The organism is Paenibacillus sp. FSL W7-1332 (assembly GCF_037969785.1).
GTDB lineage: Bacteria > Bacillota > Bacilli > Paenibacillales > Paenibacillaceae > Paenibacillus_AQ.
Map to the genome: position 1 here is coordinate 5,032,803 of NZ_CP150209.1, position 22,378 is coordinate 5,055,180.

20 protein-coding genes are annotated in these 22,378 nt (G+C 48.8%); 9 read left to right on the forward strand and 11 right to left on the reverse strand.

Annotation, left to right across the window (positions count from 1 at the left end; translation table 11 throughout):
* Positions 1-8 precede the first annotated feature (8 nt).
* The 7 genes from MKX98_RS22615 to MKX98_RS22645 all read right to left on the reverse strand — a co-directional run bounded on the left by MKX98_RS22615 (position 9) and on the right by MKX98_RS22645 (position 5,866).
* Entirely contained in the window at positions 9-902 is an 894-nt protein-coding gene (locus MKX98_RS22615; RefSeq protein WP_071219970.1) for an ABC transporter permease subunit, read from the reverse strand.
* A gap of 3 nt (positions 903-905) precedes the next feature.
* Positions 906-1,232: a DUF4387 domain-containing protein gene (locus tag MKX98_RS22620; protein ID WP_194543659.1), complete on the reverse strand. Its 327-nt coding sequence runs from the start codon at positions 1,230-1,232 to the stop codon at positions 906-908.
* Positions 1,233-1,245: 13 nt separating this feature from the next.
* On the reverse strand, positions 1,246-2,595 hold the full coding sequence (locus MKX98_RS22625; protein WP_339218475.1) for an acyclic terpene utilization AtuA family protein: 1,350 nt from the start codon (positions 2,593-2,595) through the stop codon (positions 1,246-1,248).
* A gap of 90 nt (positions 2,596-2,685) precedes the next feature.
* The gene (locus MKX98_RS22630) at positions 2,686-3,384 is read right to left on the reverse strand and encodes a FadR/GntR family transcriptional regulator (protein WP_113057336.1); all 699 of its coding nucleotides are present in this window, start codon (positions 3,382-3,384) and stop codon (positions 2,686-2,688) included.
* A 337-nt stretch (positions 3,385-3,721) separates the two neighbouring features.
* On the reverse strand, positions 3,722-4,015 hold the full coding sequence (locus MKX98_RS22635; RefSeq protein WP_339218477.1) for a hypothetical protein: 294 nt from the start codon (positions 4,013-4,015) through the stop codon (positions 3,722-3,724).
* 48 nt (positions 4,016-4,063) lie between these two features.
* The gene (locus tag MKX98_RS22640) at positions 4,064-4,855 is read right to left on the reverse strand and encodes a lipid II flippase Amj family protein (RefSeq protein WP_071219965.1); all 792 of its coding nucleotides are present in this window, start codon (positions 4,853-4,855) and stop codon (positions 4,064-4,066) included.
* Positions 4,856-4,957: 102 nt separating this feature from the next.
* The gene (locus tag MKX98_RS22645; RefSeq protein WP_339218478.1) at positions 4,958-5,866 is read right to left on the reverse strand and encodes a sugar phosphate isomerase/epimerase; all 909 of its coding nucleotides are present in this window, start codon (positions 5,864-5,866) and stop codon (positions 4,958-4,960) included.
* Between the two features lie 423 nt (positions 5,867-6,289).
* Between MKX98_RS22645 and MKX98_RS22650 the strand changes: the two genes are divergently transcribed.
* The 3 genes from MKX98_RS22650 to MKX98_RS22660 are packed head-to-tail and all read left to right on the forward strand — an operon-like array spanning position 6,290 to position 10,142.
* The gene (locus tag MKX98_RS22650) at positions 6,290-7,828 is read left to right on the forward strand and encodes a spore germination protein (protein WP_339218480.1); all 1,539 of its coding nucleotides are present in this window, start codon (positions 6,290-6,292) and stop codon (positions 7,826-7,828) included.
* Between the two features lie 26 nt (positions 7,829-7,854).
* Positions 7,855-8,946: a spore germination protein gene (locus MKX98_RS22655; RefSeq protein ID WP_339218482.1), complete on the forward strand. Its 1,092-nt coding sequence runs from the start codon at positions 7,855-7,857 to the stop codon at positions 8,944-8,946.
* Between the two features lie 23 nt (positions 8,947-8,969).
* Complete coding sequence (locus MKX98_RS22660; RefSeq protein ID WP_339218484.1) at positions 8,970-10,142, forward strand: Ger(x)C family spore germination protein; 1,173 nt, start codon at positions 8,970-8,972, stop codon at positions 10,140-10,142.
* Here MKX98_RS22660 and MKX98_RS22665 read toward each other — a convergent pair.
* From MKX98_RS22665 to MKX98_RS22675, 3 genes are all read right to left on the reverse strand, one after another.
* Positions 10,121-10,549: a GNAT family N-acetyltransferase gene (locus MKX98_RS22665; protein WP_339218485.1), complete on the reverse strand. Its 429-nt coding sequence runs from the start codon at positions 10,547-10,549 to the stop codon at positions 10,121-10,123. The two genes, MKX98_RS22660 and MKX98_RS22665, sit on opposite strands and share 22 nt — an antisense overlap.
* A gap of 13 nt (positions 10,550-10,562) precedes the next feature.
* The gene (locus MKX98_RS22670) at positions 10,563-10,937 is read right to left on the reverse strand and encodes a sensory rhodopsin transducer (protein ID WP_194543668.1); all 375 of its coding nucleotides are present in this window, start codon (positions 10,935-10,937) and stop codon (positions 10,563-10,565) included.
* A 101-nt stretch (positions 10,938-11,038) separates the two neighbouring features.
* A complete protein-coding gene (locus tag MKX98_RS22675; protein ID WP_339218488.1) occupies positions 11,039-12,145 on the reverse strand; it encodes a rhamnogalacturonan acetylesterase in 1,107 nt (368 codons plus the stop codon).
* Positions 12,146-12,371: 226 nt separating this feature from the next.
* Here MKX98_RS22675 and MKX98_RS22680 point away from each other — a divergent pair, with 226 nt between their 5' ends.
* The 6 genes from MKX98_RS22680 to MKX98_RS22705 all read left to right on the forward strand — a co-directional run bounded on the left by MKX98_RS22680 (position 12,372) and on the right by MKX98_RS22705 (position 20,084).
* A complete protein-coding gene (locus MKX98_RS22680; protein ID WP_339218489.1) occupies positions 12,372-14,105 on the forward strand; it encodes a sensor histidine kinase in 1,734 nt (577 codons plus the stop codon).
* Positions 14,106-14,118: 13 nt separating this feature from the next.
* The gene (locus MKX98_RS22685) at positions 14,119-15,666 is read left to right on the forward strand and encodes a response regulator (RefSeq protein ID WP_339218492.1); all 1,548 of its coding nucleotides are present in this window, start codon (positions 14,119-14,121) and stop codon (positions 15,664-15,666) included.
* Between the two features lie 143 nt (positions 15,667-15,809).
* Positions 15,810-17,150 carry an ABC transporter substrate-binding protein gene (locus MKX98_RS22690; protein ID WP_339218494.1) on the forward strand — a complete coding sequence of 447 codons (1,341 nt, stop codon included), beginning with the start codon at positions 15,810-15,812 and terminating at the stop codon, positions 17,148-17,150.
* A 118-nt stretch (positions 17,151-17,268) separates the two neighbouring features.
* Positions 17,269-18,168: a sugar ABC transporter permease gene (locus MKX98_RS22695; protein ID WP_009589786.1), complete on the forward strand. Its 900-nt coding sequence runs from the start codon at positions 17,269-17,271 to the stop codon at positions 18,166-18,168.
* Between the two features lie 5 nt (positions 18,169-18,173).
* Positions 18,174-19,007: a carbohydrate ABC transporter permease gene (locus MKX98_RS22700; protein WP_113057348.1), complete on the forward strand. Its 834-nt coding sequence runs from the start codon at positions 18,174-18,176 to the stop codon at positions 19,005-19,007.
* A gap of 45 nt (positions 19,008-19,052) precedes the next feature.
* Positions 19,053-20,084: a glycoside hydrolase family 88 protein gene (locus MKX98_RS22705; RefSeq protein ID WP_220684518.1), complete on the forward strand. Its 1,032-nt coding sequence runs from the start codon at positions 19,053-19,055 to the stop codon at positions 20,082-20,084.
* A 208-nt stretch (positions 20,085-20,292) separates the two neighbouring features.
* Here MKX98_RS22705 and MKX98_RS22710 read toward each other — a convergent pair whose 3' ends face one another.
* On the reverse strand, positions 20,293-22,359 hold the full coding sequence (locus MKX98_RS22710; protein WP_194543673.1) for a penicillin-binding transpeptidase domain-containing protein: 2,067 nt from the start codon (positions 22,357-22,359) through the stop codon (positions 20,293-20,295).
* Positions 22,360-22,378: the final 19 nt, after the last annotated feature.

The following is a 22,378-nucleotide window of genomic DNA, read 5'->3' on the forward strand; positions in this document are numbered from 1 at the left end:
TCCCTCCTTTACCAGACGCCCTTGCCCGAGAAGCGCTTCGATATGAAATGCGTGCCCAGGATGAGGATGATACCGATCACGCCCTTGAACAGACTCGCTGCAGTTGCGTAGGCAAACTGTCCGTTCCCGATACCGATTCGGTACACATATGTGTCCAGAATATCCACCACACTGATGATGGAATCGTTCATAAAGTTAAACACCTGATCAAAACCAGCATTCATGAAGAAGCCCAGATTCAGAATGAAGACGGTTACAACTGTACTGTATAAATGAGGAAGCGTAATGAACCTCATCTGCTGCAGCCGGGTCGCCCCGTCCATCTTGGCTGCTTCATACAATCCTGGGCTGATCTTCATGATGGCTGCCAGATAAATGATCGAATCCCAGCCGGCGCTTCTCCAAATTTCGGAGAATACGAGCACCCAACGGATATGCTCCTTGCTGGTCATATAATCCACGGATGGCAGTTGAAAGAAATTCGCTATCAGATTGACTCCGCCTTCGGCAGGGTTCAAGAGACTGATCCAGATTCCGGCAATGACGACCCAGGACAGGAAATGTGGCAGATAGACCACGGATTGCACATATTTGCGGTATTTCGTGCTCCGAACTTCATTAATCAGAAGCGACAGCATGATCGGAATCGGGAACACGAATACGATTTTCATCAAGCTGATGATAATGGTATTCTGCAGCACGCTTGTGAAGGCGGGCGAGCTGAACAGCGTTTTGAAGTGCTTCCACCCGACCCAGACATGATCCCCGAGAATCCGGTAATCCTGAAAGGCGAGTTTCATGCCGTACAGCGGAATGATGTGAAAGATAAAAAAGTAGAGCAGAGGCAGCGACAGCATCGCGTACAGTACCCAATCCTGCCTTAATCGCCTTAATACCTTCATGGCTTACCCCTCCTCCAGATGTTCAATGGATAGTTTCATGAGGGGAGCATGCTGCTGGGCACCGTACACGTCGCGATCGCCGACACTGCCCGACGATATGTCCCGCGACATCGTGATTTTGAAACCCAGCGCCTGGTCGAAAAATACCAAATGATGAATCTGCTCCTCCCGTATCTGATACAGCTCGCATATCGTCCGTTTCGTAATGACGCCGGACTGTTTCACTCTGTCATACTGCTCCTTGGAATCAAACAACACGTCTAATGTAATTTCGAAGGGTCCCGAGTTTTTGCTTCGCAGCACTTTCGCTAAATCGCCGAGTTCTGTCATGGTTTGATCCTCCTTATCGATGCTCTATACGAAAAGCATTATTTTTCATTTCCATCAGGTGATAGACGGAGAACTCATACACAGGACCGAACTCGATATCGCTTGGCGCGAATGGAAATGCCAGATTGCCTGCTGTTGATTTCCGGCCTTCATAGCCATAATGCAGGAAGGTGGAGCGCACCGTCGCGCAGATGCTGTTCGCCAATTCCTGCGTCTTGGCCACCACTTCGAACATGACGCCGACCTCATGTCCGGCAAAAGACTCAGGCTCCTTGCTTCCGAGAACACCATTCTTGCCGTAGTTGTAAAATTGGATCCGATAATCCGATTCCGGAATTTCCCGGTAATATTCGCGCGCCTGGTTGCGCACATATTCCTCAACCTCTTCCAGCTTCCCGATCAAGAGCGGATCCCGGATCCCGGCCACCACGAAGGTCCGATACGCTACGCGTCTTGCTCCTTCCAGCTTGATGAAATATTTCTCCGCCGGAAGGAAACGGCTGCCCGTCACGCGAACGATGCCTTTCTCCACTTCCTCGAAGCGGCAGTTCTCCAAATCGAGGGTAAAGCCGGGGCCGTGCAGAATAAACGGATGTTCCTTCTCATAAAAGGTATGGGCCGCAACACTGGTCGGGCTGCACGTCCGGCTCGGGTTAAGCGATTGAACAGTAAACGAATGGTCGCTGATCGTGCCAAGAATGCTGTCTTTGGTGGTTCCCGGTTCCGCGCACAATGCGCCGCATTCCAATATTTTGCCCAGATGATAGGACAGCCCCGGGTCCTTGCCGTGATAGATCCCGATCGCCGCGAAAGGCGAAGGATCATACGCCCGGCCGCAGACGATGATGTCCACACCTTGTTGAAGCGCTTCCACAATAGGCTCGTGTCCCATCTGGGCAACGATGCTGTTGGTGGAGTCAATCAACTCACTGGTGAGCGGCGGAATATTCGGACTTAGTGCCTTAATCCGCCCTTCTTCCTTCGCCTGATGGATTTCCTCCCGGGTGAAGTCGGCCCATATGACGGACACCTTGGCCTGAAGCCCCCGCTCATCCAAAATCTCATCAATGATATCCAGCGTCCAGTTCACATGGGTCCGTGCCCCCGAGCCCCCGGCCGAGCCGATGATGATCGGAATTTTCCGGGGCAAACCGTTTGTGAGCATAATGTCCAGATCCTTCTTGACCGCCCGCTTGCTGACGATCGATACGCCGGCGCCCAGCTTGTGCGGTCCCCCATCCGTGGAGCCCGCATCAACGACGATGCCGTGCAGCTCGAACTCCAGTCCGTTCCGAAAGGATTGTTCAGGAAATCCATATCCCAGCATGCCGCAGGGTGATAGAATTCGAATGTCTGTATTCATCTGCAGTCCCTCTCTACCAACATATTCACCCATGACCATTGGATAATTGGATTATCCAATTTGTGCTAAAAGGGGTGCCTTTCTCCCCTCTTAAACATGAATGTAGTTTTTCTGTATGTTTTCTTTAACCCTTCTGAGATGGTTCAGCAAAGCCAGCTTCGCTTTTACCGGGTCACGTTCCTTAATGGCTTGCAAAATAAGTAAATGTTCTTCGTAGACCTCGCTCTTGCGACCCGGAATCTGAGCGGTTTTGCTCAGTGTCCGCTGCAGCAAATCCATATGCAATTCAATCATATTGACGAGGACAACGTTATGCGTGGCTTTCGCAATCGACAAGTGGAATGCTTGATCCGGCTTCGATCGATCCTCCGCGTTCTGATCGATCTCCCCCCAAGTCGCGAAGGCTGCCTCAATCTCGGCGATATCCTCATCGGTTGCGCGCTTTGCCGCCAGCTCCACAATTCCGGTCTCAAACAATTCGCGCGCCTCTAACAACTCAATGATGGTTGCGCGTTCGATATTATCCAGAATACGGCTGCGATCCTCGGCAACATCCAGTGCCTTGCTCAGGAAACGCCCGCCTCCGGGTCTGGCTTCTATCAGTCCTTCGCGCTCCAGAATGCGGAAAGCTTCCCGCAACGTCCCGCGGCTAATGCCAAACGATTGGGCCAGCTCCCGCTCTGTCGGAAGAACGTCACCCGGGGTCAGATTTCCTTCCAGAATCAAATTCTTGATCTGTTCGATGACATCCTCGTACACCCGATGATATTTAATCTTCTTAATGGTCATTTGACTACCCTCTCTATCCCTACTTGCGCAAACGATAATTGGGTGACCCAATTAACCGCATGTTTAGCATAAACGCATCCGAAAAGGCTGTCAAGCATAAAAACAGCGCTTACATAGCCGTTTTAAGGGTCTGTCAGCATCTAATATACAGATACACCGGATAATTGGGTGACCCAATCAACTTCTTCTTGTTCTCTTTCTCCACACCTTTTATTATGGATTACTTCCGATATGCGTAAGGTCTATAATCCAACATCGACTATATAGTTCAAAACAAATAACCCTGGCTTGGATAGGAATCCATGACAGGGTTTATGCTCACCTAGAAAATCCAACGTTAGGATTGCGGTCTTCGTTTTGCCAACATCCATCTAACACTTCCATATAAGCAACCTAATCCAATAAAGCCTCCAATTGCGGATATGATAAACCATTCGCTAGTCCGCTCGATTACTCCAAAAGCTACCTGAGTCTGGAGGGATTCCGATTGTTCATATTGCCTGGTCAAATCCAGATCCCGCACATATCTCTGTGTTAGCACCATGCCTTGCAGCACCATAAATACAAAATAGCCGATATATATCGCTGCAGCAAACATCACGGATTCCATCACTACACGTTTACGCGTCATAACGATTCTTCCTCTCTCCTTCTGGTGTTCATGCAACAATCACAGTCCTTATATCCACTTCACAATCTCGCTGATTACATAAGCGGCTGGAATGATCACGAGCTGTGCCAGCATGGTCCCAAAAAACCTTGAAACCATCAGCATCGTATATACTTTGCCAAGCTGATCCCTCGCTTCCTCGTTCCGAGTCGCCTTATCGGTAATCAAACCAAGCTGGGGATCAATAAATATCGTTAAAATAATGGTCGCGATTCCGTTGATTAACCCGGATGCCTGAGATGCTGTAGTGCTGTACTGAGGAATGAGGTGAGCTGCATACAGGGATGACAGGACACCTACGGTGTAAAAAGCCGTAACCACAATATTCAGGATAATAAACCGTTTAGGTACTCCTAAGTAACGAAACTGACTCCATTTCAAGTTGGGTTTTCTTATGTAATGCCTTGTGTTCTTAAGCTGTCCAATGGTCACACTGGATACCAGCTTCGGAATCGATCCGGCGACCTCCAGCTTGCTGATGACTCTGCTGAACAGATTGACAAAGGTGGGAAACAATGCGATTGCAACAATGGTTCCGATCGAGGCGGCTAACAGAATCGCCCTGAAATAGGAGAGCACATCAAATGAAGGATCCAACTTGGCATAATCAACAAACTTGGCTGTCAGCGGAGCTTGAACTAAGTTGGACGTTCGGGAAACCAGCACAATAATCCCCGTCAACGATAATGCAACAGCGATCTTGTTTAGCTTCACTCCGGCATACCTTGCGGAGTACGACAAGGTTTCGGCCGTATGAATAATCATCGTCAGCACAAACACAACGATCAAGCTCTGTAGCATAGAGGGTTCCTCCCCACCTGATGTTCAGGTCAAACACCGTACCCAATATTGTGGCAATGGGTCTGCAAGCTCTCTGCCCACTCTTTATATCTATCCGATTTACTACCGGATTAGTACGTGCCCTCCCTGCTCTTCCAGCATCAAAGCCGTCCGGCTATAAATCTGGTGCAGCTGCTGGCGGGTTATGAGACTGGCTTTATGTTCAAACGTTACATGAAACTGTGAATTGCGATCTGCAAGATACCGCATATAAGCGTGGGCATCTCCGTAATTCACATCATGATCATGCTCCGGCAGGACAGGCAGGTGATGCGTGAACTTGTCCTTATCATAAAATACGTTGCTGTAATGTACCAAATATACCCGGGATGCCATCCGATCCAGAAAATGATACGGGTCAAACCCGCGAAAGGCCCTGCGGGTAATATCAAGTCTGGCCGTATCCAGCACAAACCCGATGTCAGGGTAATCGTGAAAGCTATCTACAAACACATCCTCGTAATCACCAAAAAAATCATGCTCCAGTACAATGCGCTGCCCGTAGCGGAGCTGCAGCTCACAAAGAAACTCAAATAACCGCTTGGAAATGTCCCGGAATTTTGTTTTGCTCAATTGGTTGTAACTATAACGATGTGCGGAATCGGGAAGTCTCGGATACGGAGTAAAGGGCTCCTGAAATACCGGATAGAATGGATAATGGAACAGCATATAATCTGCGCCCACACTGGAGGCTAACTGAACCTCAGTCGAGATTTGTTCAAGTGCTTCCTGGAAAATCCCGGCCTCCGGTGCATTAACTTGAGGCAATCGATATCCAGCGTCGCCCAGTATCGGAGCATGCACACCGAAAGCGATCCGCTGGCTGCAGCAAAAATCGCTGACCTGCAATAATTCCTCCCGATTCGAAAAACTGCAAATTTCCATCCCGCTGATAAACTTGTCTGCAAGCTCCTCCCATCGATCTTCGGTAAAATGATCCCACATTCCGATCTGTAAGCGCCTCGGAGTCATGACCCCCCCTCCTTTACCTTTCCTATTACCCATTTCGAATCATGGATCCATAATCAACGCTGACTCGGCTGTTCGTACCTGCCTGATGCTATTTTAACATTATTTCCCTCTCGCGTATCCAGTGTCTTTGGTCAAGCCAATCTTTCCAATAATCCTTAGTTCGACTCCTGCGTAGTCGTCGATGTATTAAGTTTAAACGGTTGTCGCTTAGATAATAATGGCATTATAGAGACTTACGCTTAAATAGCGCTAATGCTGTCATAACAGGGGGATTAACATGTGGAGAATGGTGCTTTCCTACCTTCCGGATTGGAAGGTCTTTATGCAGGGTTTTATCGCATTTATGGTTCCATATATAATCTCAAGGTTTTTTAAATGGGTTCATAACTCAAAGGAAGACTGAGGAAATGGCGGGGTTCAACCATGAAACAACATGACCATGAAAACAACAACACATTGGATCCTGCTGAAACCTCAATAAACCGTTTTTCGGGGAACTTCGCCTTGGATCTTGAACTGATGAGAACAAGGATCGGCCACAACTCGGATGTGCAATTTAGGGAGTTTTACATTGGAGGCACTGGCATTGGTGCGGCCATCATTTACGTAGACGGACTGTCGGATAAAGAGCTCATCGACCAACACATTATGAAATCGCTTATGGTGGACTTCTCCGAAAAAAATACTCAGGATCCATCTCTTGTGCAAGGGGTCCTTTCTAAAGAGTTGATTAAAAATCAAGTTCTTACCATTAGTGAAGTAACAGAAACTCAACATGTTAATGACTTAACATCCAAGATATTGACAGGTTCGACTGCACTGTTAGTGGATGGATTGCAGCATGTGCTCATTCTTGGTACGACCAAAGGGAAATCGCGCAGTATTGAAGAACCGTCTTCGGAACCATTGGTTAGAGGCCCACGGGTAGGTTTCACAGAATCGTTACGTGATAATACCGCTCTTTTACGACAGCATGGTGACAACAACAACTTATCCATCATTAAGTTTCAAGTAGGGCAAAGTTCAAAAAAAGAACTTGTCATCGCTTATATCAAAGATATGGCTGATCCTGCTTTGGTGGAAGAGGTCCAGAAAAGAATCCAAAAAATAAATATAGATGATGTACCGGAATCAGGCTATGTAGAACAGCTGATCGAGGATAATTACCTTAGTCCTTTTACCCAAGTACAGAATACGGAGCGTCCTGACCGCGTTTACAGTGCCTTGATGGAAGGACGAGTAGCGATCTTGTTAGATGGGACGCCTTTCGCTTTGATCGTTCCGATTTCGTTTAGTATGATGCTGCACTCACCTGAGGACTATTATGATCGTTGGTTACCTACTTTTCTCATCCGCCTGTTGCGTTATTTTGCGGCTTTTATATCGCTATTTGGACCCTCATTGTATATTTCGTTTGTATCGTTTCACCAGGGATTGATCCCAACCAAACTGGCCTTGTCGATCATGGGCACGAGGGAAGGCGTACCGTTTCCCGCACTCATCGAAGCACTGATCATGGAAGTAGCGATCGAGATTTTGCGGGAAGGTGGGCTGCGATTACCTAAACCCATTGGTCCGGCCATGGGGATCGTCGGTGGTCTGGTCATAGGAGAAGCTGCCGTACAAGCAGGGATTGTGAGTCCAATTATGGTGATCGTGGTGGCGTTAACCGCCATTTCTTCCTTTGCCATCCCTCAATACAGCGCTGGAATTACGTTTCGTATGCTTCGTTTTATAGCCATGTTTTTCGCTGCAGTGTTTGGATTATACGGGGTCGTTCTGTTTTTCCTTTTCTTTTGCAGCCATTTAGTAAGGTTGGAGAGTTTTGGTGTTCCCTTTGTCACCCCGATCGTTCCATATCGAGTAAGCGATTGGAAAGACTTTATGATTCGTATGCCACTCGTGAAGATGAAACGCCGTCGGAAGGCGATACACAAGAAAGACTCCATCCGTAAAGGATAGCTCTCTATGAAAGGAAACAACCCAACATGATAGGTAGTTCAAAAGAACAGATTACGAATTCGCAAGCAGCGGTGATCCTCGTCAACTATATTCTTGCTGCCGGGATCCTAACCCTACCGCGAACATCTGTGGAGAAAGTGAAAACACCGGATGTTTGGATCACCGTGATTTTGGGCGGGATGATCGCCATGCTCGTAGGGTTGATTATCGTGAAATTAAACCAGCGATTCCCCGGAAAAACCTTTTATCAATATAACCAGGAGATTGTAGGTAAATGGATGGGCGGGTTCCTCAGTTTACTTGTTATCGGCTACTTTTTTACCATTTCTGCCTATGAAGTCAGAACAATGGCAGAAGTAACCGGCCTTTTTTTACTGGAAGGCACCCCCACCTGGGCCATCATTCTGCCTTTCATGTGGATAGGTCTCTATCTGATCATTGGCGGAATCAACACGCTCGCCCGTCTGTTCGAAATCATATTCCCTATTACGATCGTCATTTTTCTACTGGTTGCCTTTTTGAGCTTAGGCATATTTGAGATCGATAATCTCCGTCCTGTATTAGGATTGGGAATTGGCCCCATGCTAAAAGGAATAAAGACAACCGTTCTCGCATTTTTAGGTTCTGAAGTTATGCTGCTTCTTGTTGCGTTTATGCAAAAGCCGGACAAAGCCGTAAAAGTTGTTCTAATCGGTGTTTCCATCCCTCTGCTCTTTTACGTCATCACCGTTGTCATGGTTATCGGAGCCCTGTCGATCGATGGAGTGGTCACGAGTACATGGCCTACCCTTGAGCTTATGCGAAGTTTTGAAATCCCCGGATTGATCTTTGAACGATTTGAATCTTTGCTGCTTGTGATATGGATTATGCAAATATTCACCACATTCACCATTACCTACTATGCAGCTGCTTTAGGAATGGCGCAGCTCTTCAAAAAGAAGATTCATCCCTTTATTTATGGCTTGATTCCGATTATTTACATCATTGCGATGGTTCCAAAAAATATCAATGACCTCTTTAAACTTGGGGATATCATCGGCAATATCGCATTAATATTATTTGCTGTACTGCCATTAATCTTACTTGTAGTATCAAGACTGAGAGGTGGAAAAGCTTGAAGCACATCACGATACGGATCCTCTTGAGTGCACTGTTGGTTTTTATACTCCTGCCCCTTACAGGATGTTGGAGCAATAAAGAAATTGAAGATTTAGCCCTCATTGTAGGCACTTCAATGGATTTGGAAAAACAGGAAGGTGCTCATGAAGAGTCAGCGGGACAACCAGGCGGTCAGCCTCACCGGAATCGAATTACGATAACCAATCAATTTGTTACCTCAGAGACTACAGGAAAAGGAACAAAAACAGGATCATCACCACAAAAAGCTTACAATAACGTTTCTGAAACAGGAGATGCGATCCTGCCGACTTTGCGTAATATGGTATTAAGAATCGACAAGCGCGCCTTTGCTGAGCATTCAAAAGTGATTATCATTGGAGAGGATCTTGCACGTACCCTGGATATGCAAAAGATTTTGGATTTTTATATTAGGGAACAGGAAATGAGACCAAGCGGACTCCTTCTTATCGCTCGAAACCGTGCGAGTCAAACGCTAGAATCGAACAAACCAATGGATATTCCAGCGTTTCAACTCGTTGAAATGACACACGGTCACGGAAGAACAACCAAAATTCTGCCTCCTACTACAATTACCAAGATAGAGGGGAAGCTGCATGCGGGGGCCAGCTTTCTTTTGCAAAATATCGTGTCGACGAAAGGAGAAATAAAATTCGCCGGAGCTGCCGTCATTGAAGGGAAAACTAAAAAACTGCGCGGCTTTTTGAATGAAAAGGACTTGGAAGGCTTAACGTGGATATTCGGAAATGGGAAAGGCGGTTTGGTAAAAAGCGTTGATAGGAAGACGGGACAGCCAATTATATACGAAGTGTTATCCTTGAAAAGTAAAATTAAACCTCATGTTAATGGGAATAACATCTCGTTTGATATAAAAATCGAGTCTGAAGGAAGAATCGCCGAGCATTGGGTGGTTTCAGAGAATTCCATTGAAACTGAATTTTTGAAAAGAACGGAAAAAGCTATTGAAGAAGAGGTGGAGCGTTTAGTTGAGAACGTACTCAATAAACTTCAACATGAATACAAAACGGACGTTGCCGGCTTCGGAAACCAATTGAGAATTAAATATCCTCGTATATGGAAAACAACCAAAAAAGATTGGGATCAAATATTTAGTGAGGTTCCGATTAAGTCTGAGGTGAAAATAACGATCAAAGATTACGGAACGTCCGATGAATGAGTTCGCTGTATATCCTTCTTCATCCCAATGGTAAATCGCTGAAAACCCAGCTTCTCATAATATGGTTCCAGCCCTTCTTCACACATCAGTTGCGGGAAGACCCGGGTCTTCTCGCAATGTTCAACCAATCGATGGAGGATCTGTCGGCCTATCCCCTTGGACTGATAATCCGGATGTACGCCTAGTCCGCATATAACGCCGGTGATCACCCCATCGGAAATCACCCGCCCCATACCCACCAGTGTTTGTCCTTCATATGCATAGATGGCATACCAGCTCTGCAAACACATGGTTTTCAATTCGGTGACGGATAGACGAATAGAGTTCCAGTCAAGCGAAGCATACAATGCTTCCAGTTGACGAAAATCCTCAGGCGGCTCTGAGGTATATATGATATCCCCTACCATTCAATCACCTTCCTTAGGATCGGGTTACCGGATACGCCATGACACTCATCAACGCATTCTCGGGCTGAGTCGAATCGAGACGGCTGTATTGAACAAATACGGGTGCACTGCTCGTAACTTCCATGGCATAAGGAATACCTGAAGGAATACCTTCCCCGCCGTCCGTTTGAAGCGTGCTCGTTCGTATATGTTTGGTTCTTCTAGCTGGTACGATGGTTTCCATTCCCAGCAACGGATCACGATCCTCGAAGTAAGCATGAATCGTAACCACAACGTCCTGCTCGGACAAGTTCAAGACACAGACGGATTCATGACTGGTTAGTTCTCCGCTGCTTTCAGGAGGGATATACCCATCCGGAATAATCCAATGTTTTTCACCTTTTGACATGTGTTTCACTCCTCACAACTCATAATTTAAGAAATTCGAATATATACTAGATTCGCGATCAACGCAGAAAGTTCCTTTAATCCACGTTCCGACCCATCATGCTAGCGTAGAAACAGTGACAACGGCTGGAGTCCAAGTGCCTTCAAGCCGTCAACCACCATACCGGCCAATCGGGCCGCACCGCGCTCTTGAAAATGAGTGTTGTCCATAACGCCCTGTGGAAACAGAAGAAATTCCCCTGGCCTCCCCCACATAAACACGGATTTGGTCCCTTCGGGACCCAGCTGGTTAAAATACTCCAAACTCAGCGACGCCAAATCGACCAAGGGAATATGCTCCTCCTGCGCCAGTTCGCGCACCGCCGTGATATAATCGCCATGCGTGTCCTCCAATAGCCCCTTACTATCAAAATAGCGACGATGAACTGGCGTTACCAGGATCGGCGTCGCCAGTTTCTCCCGGCAAACATCCACGTATTTCTTTAAAAATTCCTTGTATGTCGAAAAAGGCTCCGTATGCCTCTCCTCATCCCGCTTTTGGTCGTTATGGCCAAACTGAATCAGCATATAATCATGAGGCTTCATCTTCTCACGTATTTGCTCCAATAATCCCTCCGTAATAAAGCTCTTGGAGCTTCGGCCGGAACGAGCATAATTGCTCACAACCGCATCCGCTTTAATATAAGCGGGCAGCATTTGCCCCCACCCAGCATAGGGATAACCGTCCGCAGGCTGGTTCGTTACGGTTGAATCCCCTGCCAAAAACAAGTTGCAAGCATGTGGCGCAGGTGCCACTTCCATTGCATTAATCCGGGGAGCCCGGCCCGAGAAGGTCAGTACGATTTTACCTTGGACGGCCGGCACCGTGATGCTAAATCGTTCAAAGTGGCCTGCCGGTATACGTTTCCCGTCCAGCAGCATCTGACCTTCCGTTCCATGAATCGAGGTTTCGGTATCAAACCAGGCATCACCGATCAGCAGATGCAGGGTGTACAGACCATCGATCACATCGACTTGAAACGCAGCATTCAGCGGTATGATAAAATCTCCCGTTAATGCCTCTTCCCCCGCCCGCTTCAAGGCAGAGACGTTGGATAAGGAAAGGAATCCGTAGCCAATGTCAGGATTATATAAGGTTTCAGCGTTTATTTTGATATGTTCTTGGCCCGGCGTTCCCGTGCCAAAATCGAATTTATACATCCATTGCAACGTACTTCACCTCTTCCGGTTGAATTTCATCTAAATCCATTATGAATTGCGAGCCTCCGAACAGAAATTCAAATAACCGTTCTCCTTGTTCAAATAACCGACTACATAAGCAAAGCCTCTTTAATTATTCCAGGTGCTGGAATAACAGCGCTTGTATTGACAGCGTTTACAGCCCGGTACATAATGTGTACACAACATTTTGGGACCAGCGCAAGGAGACGTTGCCGTGCAAAAATGGATAACGATTTATAAAAATATGAAAATCAAAAATAAGCTTTCCCTTCTTATCAGCTTAATTGTTGCAATGGCATTCACGTTCGCCGTCATCGTCCAGCAGTATGCCTTCTCCATCTACGACGAGCAGTTGTACCTCAAATCATCCCAGGTCCTTCACCTGTCTTCCTCCGCGATTGAGGCAGAGCTCGAGCGGATCGAACAGTTATCTTTTAATATCATTACCGATACCCAGATCCAGAATATATTACGTTCCATCGCCGGAAGCGAATCCGACTATGACAGGCTCATCCTCCGGCAGCATTTGGTGGACCGCCTCCTGAATTACGTAGGCTCCGAGCCCATGCTCTACTCCATTCACCTGATCGATTCGTATGATCAGCAGCAGGACGTCGGCAGCGTTGTCCCGATTGATCCTGCCAAGAAGGAGTTGATTCTTCAGCTTGCCGGGGACGCGGATGGGGGAGAGCGCTGGATATACCCTGACGATACGGATTCTGCCCTTCTACTTTCCCGGGAAATAAGATCCTATACCGGCACTTTGTTCGATCTTAACTATTTGGGTACCATCATCATTCGCATCAATATGGACAAAATCGTCCGGAAGTCCGCCGGCGGGGAAAGCGACCTGATCGTAACTTCCGGTACCGATGTCATATATCCCGCAACGCCGCACTTCGATCCGGTCGTCATTCAATCCTCCCTGTCGTCCGGAAACGGGTACCTAACTCGGGAAATCGATGGGCACACCTACTTTATCGCACATAATCGATCTGGCAACACGGGCTGGACGTATATGAATGTTACACCCTTTAACCAAACCTTCAAGCAAATCATTTTCATTAAAGAGCTTGTCATCATCGTGTTCACCGTTATTTTCGCGGTTGCGATTCTGCTCGGCATCCGGTTCAGCCGGGGTCTGACACGTCCTATCGAAAGTCTCATCACCCGGATGAAGCTCGCGGAAAAAGGAAACTTTGCGGAAGCCAACGTGCTCCCGCAGGACGCCGCCCCTGTCGCCATGAACGAGCTGGGCCTGCTGCATCGCACATTCCGTCTCATGATCGAAAGAATCAATGCCCTCATCACCGAGAATTATTCAAACCGGTTGTTGATCAAAGAGACCGAGTTCAAAGCGCTGCAAGCGCAAATCAACCCCCACTTTTTGTATAACACGCTGGAATCCGTGAACTGGCTGGCAAAGATGAACAAGCAAACCCAAATCTCGGACATGGTGCAAGCGTTAGCCTTCCTTCTCCGTAACTCCGTCAGTCTGAAGGAGCCTATTCTGACACTGGGTGAAGAACTGGAGATTGTCCGAAACTATGTCCTCATACAGAAGTTCCGATTTGAAGACCGACTAGAGTTTACGCTGGATGTTAAAGAGCAGGATCTGCACCGCAAAATCCCCAAGCTGTCTCTCCAGCCTCTGCTCGAAAATGCAATTCATTATGCGCTGGAGCCGTCCGTTGACCCTTGCCGAATTTCGTTGTTCTGCAAGGAGACACCTTCCGCGTTCTGCGTCATCGTGGAGGATGACGGTCCCGGCATGGCGCCAGATACCTTGACGCAATTGCGAAATGGCGATTTGGCCACCAGCGGTAACGGGATCGGGCTGTTAAATATCGATGAACGAATCAAGCTGGCTTTTGGCGACCACTACGGTTTGTCGATTGACAGCGGATCGGGTCTAGGGACCCGTGTAATTCTGTATTTACCCAAATAACGGAGGGATTCGGATGTACAAAGTTCTGCTTGTGGACGATGAACGAATTATTCTGGATGGCATATCTCAGATGGTGGACTGGCGATCATACCGAACCGAGCTGGCGGGTACGGCCCAGAACGGAATTCAAGCATATGAAAAAATCGTCAGGGAGAGCCCGGATATCGTCGTTTGCGACATTCGCATGCCCGGGCTCGACGGTCTGGAGCTCGTTGCCAAGACCCACGCCTCCCATCCTCATATCAAATTCGTGCTGCTGTCCGGCTTCGGCGAATTCGAGTATGCCAATCGCGCCATGCAATACGGCGTGAAGCATTATCTGCTGAAGCCGACCGACGAGGTCAAGATCGGAGGAGCGCTGAAAGAGGTCATCAACGAGTTGACCCAGGACCGGAACAAGGAAACGTTTGTCCAGGAGATGAAGAACCGGCTCCGGAAGGTACTGCCCCATGTCAAAGAACAGGTGCTCAAAGAGTTTGTCACCAACAAGACCTATGGGCGCCATGATCTGGAGGAGTACCGAAGCCTGTTCGAATACGATTTCGATCAGCCCGTACGGCTGCTATTGTTCCAGCTGGAGGGCACCGTCGAATACGAGCATCAATTTGCCGTGAAGAACATTGCGGAGGATCTGTTGGACACAACGCTGCTGAGTACGACGATCGGACAGCATGTACTGGTGCTAATCGAGAACCAACATGATCAGCAGCGGCTCCATGAGCAGCTGCAGGATATCCGGTGTACTTTTAAACAGTATTACAAGATGGACGTCACAATCGCGATCAGCGATCCCGGACCTGTTATCCTGGCGCGGAAGCTGTACCGGGATACGCTGCAATGCTTGAACTACCGTTTCTATCTGGATGAGAGCGGGATGATCACGACGGAAGATACGCTGCACGCCGGCGGCCTGGAAGGAACGTTTGTCCTCGACGAGGAACGCCTGTGCATGCCGGTCCGATCCGGCCACCGCAACGAAGCGGAGCTTGCCTTGGCCGAATTTATTCAGGAGCTGAAGCATGCGCAGCTTAGTATCGACATGACCAAATCCTATGTCATTCAGCAATATGTATCCCTCATCCGTCTAACCGACCCGGATCGGATGCAAGAACACTATGCACGGATTCCGGAAATCGCCGAGATGAGTACGCTTCAAGCCATTCAATCTTTCTTGGAGAATACGGTACGGGAAATCACGCTGCGAAACTTCGAGCAGAACAAAGTCAAATATAATGCCATCGTCCGCAAGGTGGTTGAGATTATCGAGGAGCAGCTGGGGAACTCGGAGCTTACCCTAAATCTGGTGGCAAACGACATGCTGTATATGAACGCCGACTATCTCGGCAAGCTGTTCAAGAAGGAGACCGGCGAGAAGTTCTCCAATTACGTGATGAAGCTTCGGATGAAGCGCGCAACCGAAATGATGGCAAGCGATCCCGATATCAAAATTTTTGAAATGGCGGAACGGCTCGGTTTCGGCGATAATCCTCAATATTTCAGCCAAGTGTTCAAGAAACAGATTGGCTGTACACCCTCTGAATATATGAAAAAGAGTGATTAACTTGTACGTACATCTCTGCTTTTTAAACAAATTGCACGGTTTTTTTCCTTACTCTTTCCCCGCAAACACTAGATAATTGGGAATGTAAGCACTAACATTTGGAGCGTCATGAAATGGTTGATTAACAAAGGGGAGGAAATGGAATGAAAAAAGTGTTAAACGCAGTTCTGATGTTTTCCCTGATCGGAAGTTTGATCGGCTGTTCGGGCGGCGGCGCCGCAGAACCACCGGCAAACGGCGGAACCGGAACGGAAACGCCGCCGCCGGCTGCAAGCGATAGCAAGGATCCGGTCAAGCTCCGCATTGCCTGGTGGGGTGGTCAGTCCCGGCATGATTATACCTTGAAGGTCATCGAGATGTATGAGTCCCAGAATCCGCATGTCACCATTGAGCCGGAGTATGCTCCATTCGATGACTATTGGAAGAAGCTTGCTCCCCAAGCGGTGGCCGGCGGACTTCCGGACATTATCCAGATGGACATCTCCTACCTGAATCAATATGCAGGCCGGAATCAACTGGCGGATTTGAAGCCGTTTACCGAGAGCGGCGAGCTCGATGTCGCCGATGTCAGCGAGAATGCGCTGAGCGGCGGTGAGGTCAGCGGCAAGCTGGTTGCCATGAACCTCGGCGTGAACGCACTCCAGACTACATTCGACGTGGAGACGATGAAGAAGAACGGCATCGATATTCCGTCCAAGGAATGGACCTGGGACGACATGGACAAGATGGGGGCACAAGCCAAAGAAAAAGGCCTGCAAATCGGAGGCTTTGCTTACCGGCATGACGTCTTCTTCCCTTACTACCTAAGAACCATCGGGCAGAAAATGTACAGCGCTGACGGCAAAACCATCGGATACAGCGACGACCAGCCTTTTATCGATTACTTCACCCGCTACCAGAAATGGTACGACAACGGATATATCCTGTCCCTGGACAAGGAAGCCCAGAAGAAAGGCGTAGCCGAAGAGGATGAAATTGTCCTGGGCAACTCTATATCAGGCACCGGCTGGTCCAACCAATTCCTCGCCGTGGCCAATCTGGTAACCGATCGTCCATTGGAGCTGAATCCGATGCCGGGACCCGGAACAAAAGAAGGACTCTTCCTGAAACCATCGATGTATTTCTCGGTCACCGAAACCTCCAAGCATAAAGAAGAAGCCGCCAAATTCATCAGCTTCTTCATCAACGACATTGAGGCCAACAAGCTGATCAAGGGCGAACGCGGCGTTCCCGTATCCGCCAAGGTGAAGGAAGCGCTCAAGCCGCTCCTCTCCGAGAACGAAGCCAAGATTTTCGACTATGTTACTTGGGCTGAGGCCAACAGCACGCCAGGCGATCCGCCTAACCCGATCGGCGCGGTGGAAATCGAGAAGCTGCTGCGAGATCTCAGCGAACGCATCCTGTTCAAGAAAATCTCGATCGAAGATGCCGCGGCCGAGTTCCGCAAGGAAGCGAATGCCATCTTGGCCAGATCTCAGCAATAACCAGGACACGGCTAGACAAGGCATCTCCGGCACGTCTTTCCCGTGCAAGAGATGCCTTTTTACATCAGTGACCCCTGCACGGGGCGCAACCAAATCTGAATCGTAGGGGTTGAAATCTATGAAGAGGCTCCGTGAGAACGAGCACATCACCGGTTACGTGTTTTCAGCGCCGTTCGTTCTTGGTTTTCTCATCTTTACCTTATATCCAATTCTGTCGTCCCTGTATTATTCGTTCACCAATTACAATCTGATGGAAGCGCCAAGATGGCTGGGCTTGGGGAATTATGAACGGTTGTTCCTGGAGGACGACAAGATCGGCAAATCGTTCCAGGTCACGTTCACCTATGTATTTGCCAGTGTCCCCCTCCGCCTTATCTTCGCCCTCTTTGTTGCCATGATCCTGAATACCGCAACCAAGGCGGTGGGGCTGTACCGCTCTGCCTTCTACCTGCCATCTCTCATTGGCGGAAGCGTGGCCGTGGCTATCATGTGGCAGCAGATCTTTGGCGACAAGGGACTCGTGAACTCTGCCCTTTCCCTCTTCGGGATCCATTCCACGACCTCTTGGATCGGAAATCCGAGCACGGCGCTATGGACACTAATCGCCTTGTCTATCTGGCAGTTCGGCTCCTCGATGATCATTTTTCTGGCTGGTTTGAAAAATATCCCGAAGGATTACTATGAGGCTGCCAGCGTGGACGGTGCCAATGCGGTCCATCGCTTTTTCAAGATTACGCTGCCTATGCTCAGCCCCATTATTTTGTTTAATTTGACGCTCCAGACAATTTCGGCGTTCCTGACCTTCACTCCGGCCTACATTATTTCGCGCGGAGAAGGCGGGCCCCTGGACCAAACGCTGCTCTATTCGCTCTATTTGTACCGCAAGGCGTTCTCGCATTTTGAGATGGGATACGCGTCGGCGCTTGCCTGGATCATGCTCATTATCGTTGGTGTCCTGACCCTGCTCATCTTCAGATCATCCACCCGCTGGGTTCATTACGAGTCGAAAGGAGATTGACGGTTATGACCAAATCCAGACGTGTTCTCTACCATACCCTGGTCGGATTGTTCGCCCTCTGCATGACTTATCCGATTCTGTGGCTGGTCGCCAGCTCGCTGAAGCCCAATCATGAAATATTCACGACGGCTTACAGCCTGATTCCGAGTCGGCTGGAATTCTCGAATTATGCTACAGGCTGGAAGGGTTTTGCCGGGACTACCTTCGGTACCTTCTTTAAAAATTCTTTTATCATTGTCATCATATCCACCATCGGTGCCGTCGCTTCCTCTGCGCTTGTCGCCTTCGGCCTGGCTCGGACCAAGTTCTTCGGTCAGCAATTCTGGTTCGCCTGCATGATGATTACGATGATGCTGCCTCATGATGTCGTGATCGTTCCGCAGTATGTGATGTTCGCCAAATTCGGCTGGCTGTCTTCCTTCAAACCATTAATTGTTCCCCAATTCTTCGGCATTCCGTTCTTCATCTTCCTGATCATGCAATTTATCCGCACCATTCCGAAGGAACTGGATGAAGCCGCCAAGATTGACGGATGCAGCAAATACGGGATATTTTTCCGGATCGTTGTGCCATTGATCGTACCCGCTCTCATTACGTGTTCCATATTCTCCTTCTACTGGAGATGGGATGATTTCATCAATCCGCTCATTTACTTGAACAATCCGGAGAAATACCCGGTGTCACTTGCCTTGAAGCTCTTCCTTGACGGGGAGTCGCTTAATAACTGGGGCGGCATGTTTGCTATGGCTACCTTATCGCTGCTGCCGGTCGTCATCGTCTTCTTTATCTTCCAGAAATATATCGTGGAAGGAATCAGCACGACGGGATTGAAAGGGTAATTCATACAGATAGAAGCAAATAGAATATGAAGGGAGTTTCTCATCATGCCTGTACTTGTATTTGATGATCAACAGATTGAGTTTGTCATAGACCGCGTGGTCGACCGGACCTTTCGCATGGATTTCAGCTGGGACTGGCCGGGCGGGGTCGCCTTTTACGGAGTATGCGAAGCCTATAAGGCCACCGGCAAACAGGAGTATCTGGAACAGCTGAAAGCCTGGGTCGATGAAAATATGGAGGATGGGCTGCCCAAGCTGTCCGTCAACGGCGTCTCCATCGGTCATTCCCTGCTGACCTTATACGAGGTTTATGAAGATGAGCGGTATATTGAAACGGCCAAGGAAATGGCCGAGTTTCTCACGCATGATGCGCTGCGTTTCGGCAACGGCATCTTTCAGCATACGGTGAACTCCGAAACGTATAACTTTCCGGAGCAGGCGTGGGTTGATACGATGTTCATGGCAGGCTACTTCCTGCTTCGGATCGGCGTGATGCTGGACCGGGAGGATTACTTCGAGGATGGCCTGAAGCAGTATCATGGCCATGAAGATTGCCTGCAGGACCCTGTTACGAATCTCTATTACCACGGCTGGGACAATATCGCCGGCAACCATATGTCGGGCGTGTTCTGGTGCCGGGGCAATGCCTGGGCCGCCATCACGATGGCTCGTGCACTGGAGCTCGTGCCGGTTACGCATCCTTCCTTCATGATCATCGAAGGATCGCTGCGCGACCAGCTCAGCGCCCTGGTCCGGCTGCAGCATGAATCCGGCCTGTGGCATACGATCACGACCGATCCGCAGTCTCCGCTTGAAACGTCCGGCTCGGCCGGCATCGCCGCCGCCCTGCTGACCAAAGGACGCATCTATAATAAATACACACAGAAATCGATTGACGGCATCTTGGCCAAGATCACCGAAGATGGTACCGTAACCAGCGTTTCCGCAGGAACGGCCGTCATGAAAGACGCCGCAGGTTACAGAGGCGTGCCCGATAAGCGAATCCAGGGCTGGGGTCAAGGCTTGGCTCTGACCTTTCTCGCGGAAGTGCTGAAGAACAAGGACAATCCTTATTGATGAAATGAGTTACAAAAAAAGGCAGGATTGGAGAGGATCAAGTGCGCCTCTACAACCTGCCTTTTGTTATATGCGTTTCCACAAGCGATATTTTATTGAAAAATAACCGGTTAACAGGACAGTTATAACAAGGAGAATTACATTCAAAATCATTGCTTTATCGCCCCTTTTCCCATCACTAATCTTCACGATTCTGCGTCTTCGCTGTTTATTCATTGTCCCCTGTCTCGTCTTGAGTGCTGTCCTTCTGCTCATCTGTCTTCTTCGGATGCGGTGTTCCATCAAGTCCATAGACTTCGTCATAAGCATCGAATATTTTCCTCGCAATCGGCGCAGCGCTTTGCGAGCCGAAGCCGCCCTCCGGCACAACCACGGCAACTGCCAGCTTCGGATTATCTCGCGGAGCAAAGGCGATGAAGACGCCGTTATCAAGGTTAACACCTTTATATGATTGCTCGGATGTACCTGTTTTGCGGGCAAAATCATATTTAAAATCCTCGAAGGCTGCCAGCCCCTGCGTATTCATCCCCCGCTTGACGGTCTGCCAATACGCTTTGGGGAACTCGACCTCATTCAGAACCTCGCGCCCGAATTTCTTGATTATCTTGCCATCCTGGTCCGTGATTTTGCTGACCAGCTGCGGCTTGACCCGCTTGCCTTCATTTGCCAGCATGACGGTGTATTGAGCAAGCTGTAGAGGGGTGTATTTACCCTGCTGACCGAAGGAAGCGTAGGCTAACGCCGCCAGATTACTTCCCGCTGCTTTGGTATCGGTATAATTTTTCAATCCTTTATGCTCGTTGGGCAAACCGCTCCCCGTTACGACGCCAAGACCAAACTTCTCCATATACTCATCCCAGACCGTAACGCCCTTCTCCCCGCCATACTTATTGACAAGCCTTTTGCCGATCATATCAATCATAAAAGCATTCGAGGATTGCTGAATCGCTAACTGCGGCTTGATGGGACCGTTTCGATGACCGCCCGAGTTGGATATCCTCGTTTCGCTTCCTTCCCGACCTATGGTGGCGTACCCTTGATCAGGATAAGTGTCATTAATGCCAAATAACCCCTCATTAAGCCCGATCAGCACCGTCAGCGGTTTAATGACGGAACCGAGAAAGATCATGGATTCAAAGCCGTTTCCCGAGCGACCTGATCCATAGATTGTAATCGTCCCGTTTCCCGACGAGTCTACGACATCCTGCGTAATCTTGCCACCATTTACCCGCACATTCGAGTCGTAATCCGGCATGCTCGCCATCGCGACCACATGACCGGTATCCACCTCCATGGCAACCGCATATCCGGTTAAGGCATCCTTATGAAGCTTTCCCGATACCGGATGGGTATGAAGATATTGGAGCTGATCCATAATGGCCTGCTCCGTGGCAAGCTGAATGTCTTTATGAATCGTGGTGTGAATATCAAGGCCTTTTTCGGGAGCGACCATCGTCGGTACGCCGTCCACCATATTCTGCGGATTGATCGGAATGCTGAGATACCCGCTCTTGCCGCGCAGTTCTTCCTGGTACATCCGTTCCAATCCGTCATAGCCAATCCACTCTTCTTCCGTGTAGATCAAGCCGGGATTCTTCTGATCCTTGTTGCTCTGATCAATAGCCTCATAATCCTTAAGGTCTTTGGAGCCTCTGAACTTCTTTAGATATCCGATCGTCTGAACGGCCACCGTATCCGGATCGTAGTGTCTAACATTCTCCTCCACAATCTGGATGCCGGGAAACTTGGCTCGGTTCTCCATGAAATAAGCGATCTCTTCCTTCGTCAAATCCGTCTTGATGCGTCTGGGTTCATAACCATGCTGCTTGTTATATTCCAAATCCAGGTCGTCCATCACTTTCTTCACTGTGATCGGTTCTGCCTCGGGGTCCCCATACTTGTTAAACGCTTGGACAATTCGTTTTGCCATTTCCTCCGCTTCCGGCCTGTTCGCTTTGCCCTTGTCCGTCTTTTTGCTGTAATCCTTCATGAGCGTAATATATAAAGAGTTTGAAGCCGTGGAATAAGCAAGCTTGGTGCCGGATGCATCGATGATGGATCCCCGGATCGGCTGCAGCGGGAAGTGCTTCTGCTCTCCTCCGGTTTCCTGACTCGCAAGCTCAGGTCCCTCAACGAACTGCAAAATGGCCATTCGAACGATAATGACGCAAAAGATTAAAAAGGCGCTGAAAAAGAAAATGTTGATCCGCCCATGAAATCTACGCCTGATTTCTGATTCATCCGGTACGTCTTTATAAGGTTTAAAGCCTATCACATTGTCTACGCTCCTTTGT

What these genes read in the sequence shown, in the direction of transcription:
- MKX98_RS22635 (WP_339218477.1), bottom strand. Translation starts at nt 4,015, where the DNA reads ATGACGCGTAAACGTGTAGTGATGGAATCCGTGATGTTTGCTGCAGCG.
- MKX98_RS22665 (WP_339218485.1), bottom strand. Translation starts at nt 10,549, where the DNA reads ATGGTAGGGGATATCATATATACCTCAGAGCCGCCTGAGGATTTTCGT.
- MKX98_RS22690 (WP_339218494.1), top strand. Translation starts at nt 15,810, where the DNA reads ATGAAAAAAGTGTTAAACGCAGTTCTGATGTTTTCCCTGATCGGAAGT.
- MKX98_RS22685 (WP_339218492.1), top strand. Translation starts at nt 14,119, where the DNA reads ATGTACAAAGTTCTGCTTGTGGACGATGAACGAATTATTCTGGATGGC.
- MKX98_RS22620 (WP_194543659.1), bottom strand. Translation starts at nt 1,232, where the DNA reads ATGACAGAACTCGGCGATTTAGCGAAAGTGCTGCGAAGCAAAAACTCG.
- MKX98_RS22670 (WP_194543668.1), bottom strand. Translation starts at nt 10,937, where the DNA reads ATGTCAAAAGGTGAAAAACATTGGATTATTCCGGATGGGTATATCCCT.
- MKX98_RS22645 (WP_339218478.1), bottom strand. Translation starts at nt 5,866, where the DNA reads ATGACTCCGAGGCGCTTACAGATCGGAATGTGGGATCATTTTACCGAA.
- MKX98_RS22640 (WP_071219965.1), bottom strand. Translation starts at nt 4,855, where the DNA reads ATGCTACAGAGCTTGATCGTTGTGTTTGTGCTGACGATGATTATTCAT.
- MKX98_RS22695 (WP_009589786.1), top strand. Translation starts at nt 17,269, where the DNA reads ATGAAGAGGCTCCGTGAGAACGAGCACATCACCGGTTACGTGTTTTCA.
- MKX98_RS22625 (WP_339218475.1), bottom strand. Translation starts at nt 2,595, where the DNA reads ATGAATACAGACATTCGAATTCTATCACCCTGCGGCATGCTGGGATAT.
- MKX98_RS22700 (WP_113057348.1), top strand. Translation starts at nt 18,174, where the DNA reads ATGACCAAATCCAGACGTGTTCTCTACCATACCCTGGTCGGATTGTTC.
- MKX98_RS22655 (WP_339218482.1), top strand. Translation starts at nt 7,855, where the DNA reads ATGATAGGTAGTTCAAAAGAACAGATTACGAATTCGCAAGCAGCGGTG.
- MKX98_RS22630 (WP_113057336.1), bottom strand. Translation starts at nt 3,384, where the DNA reads ATGACCATTAAGAAGATTAAATATCATCGGGTGTACGAGGATGTCATC.
- MKX98_RS22615 (WP_071219970.1), bottom strand. Translation starts at nt 902, where the DNA reads ATGAAGGTATTAAGGCGATTAAGGCAGGATTGGGTACTGTACGCGATG.
- MKX98_RS22705 (WP_220684518.1), top strand. Translation starts at nt 19,053, where the DNA reads ATGCCTGTACTTGTATTTGATGATCAACAGATTGAGTTTGTCATAGAC.
- MKX98_RS22650 (WP_339218480.1), top strand. Translation starts at nt 6,290, where the DNA reads ATGAAACAACATGACCATGAAAACAACAACACATTGGATCCTGCTGAA.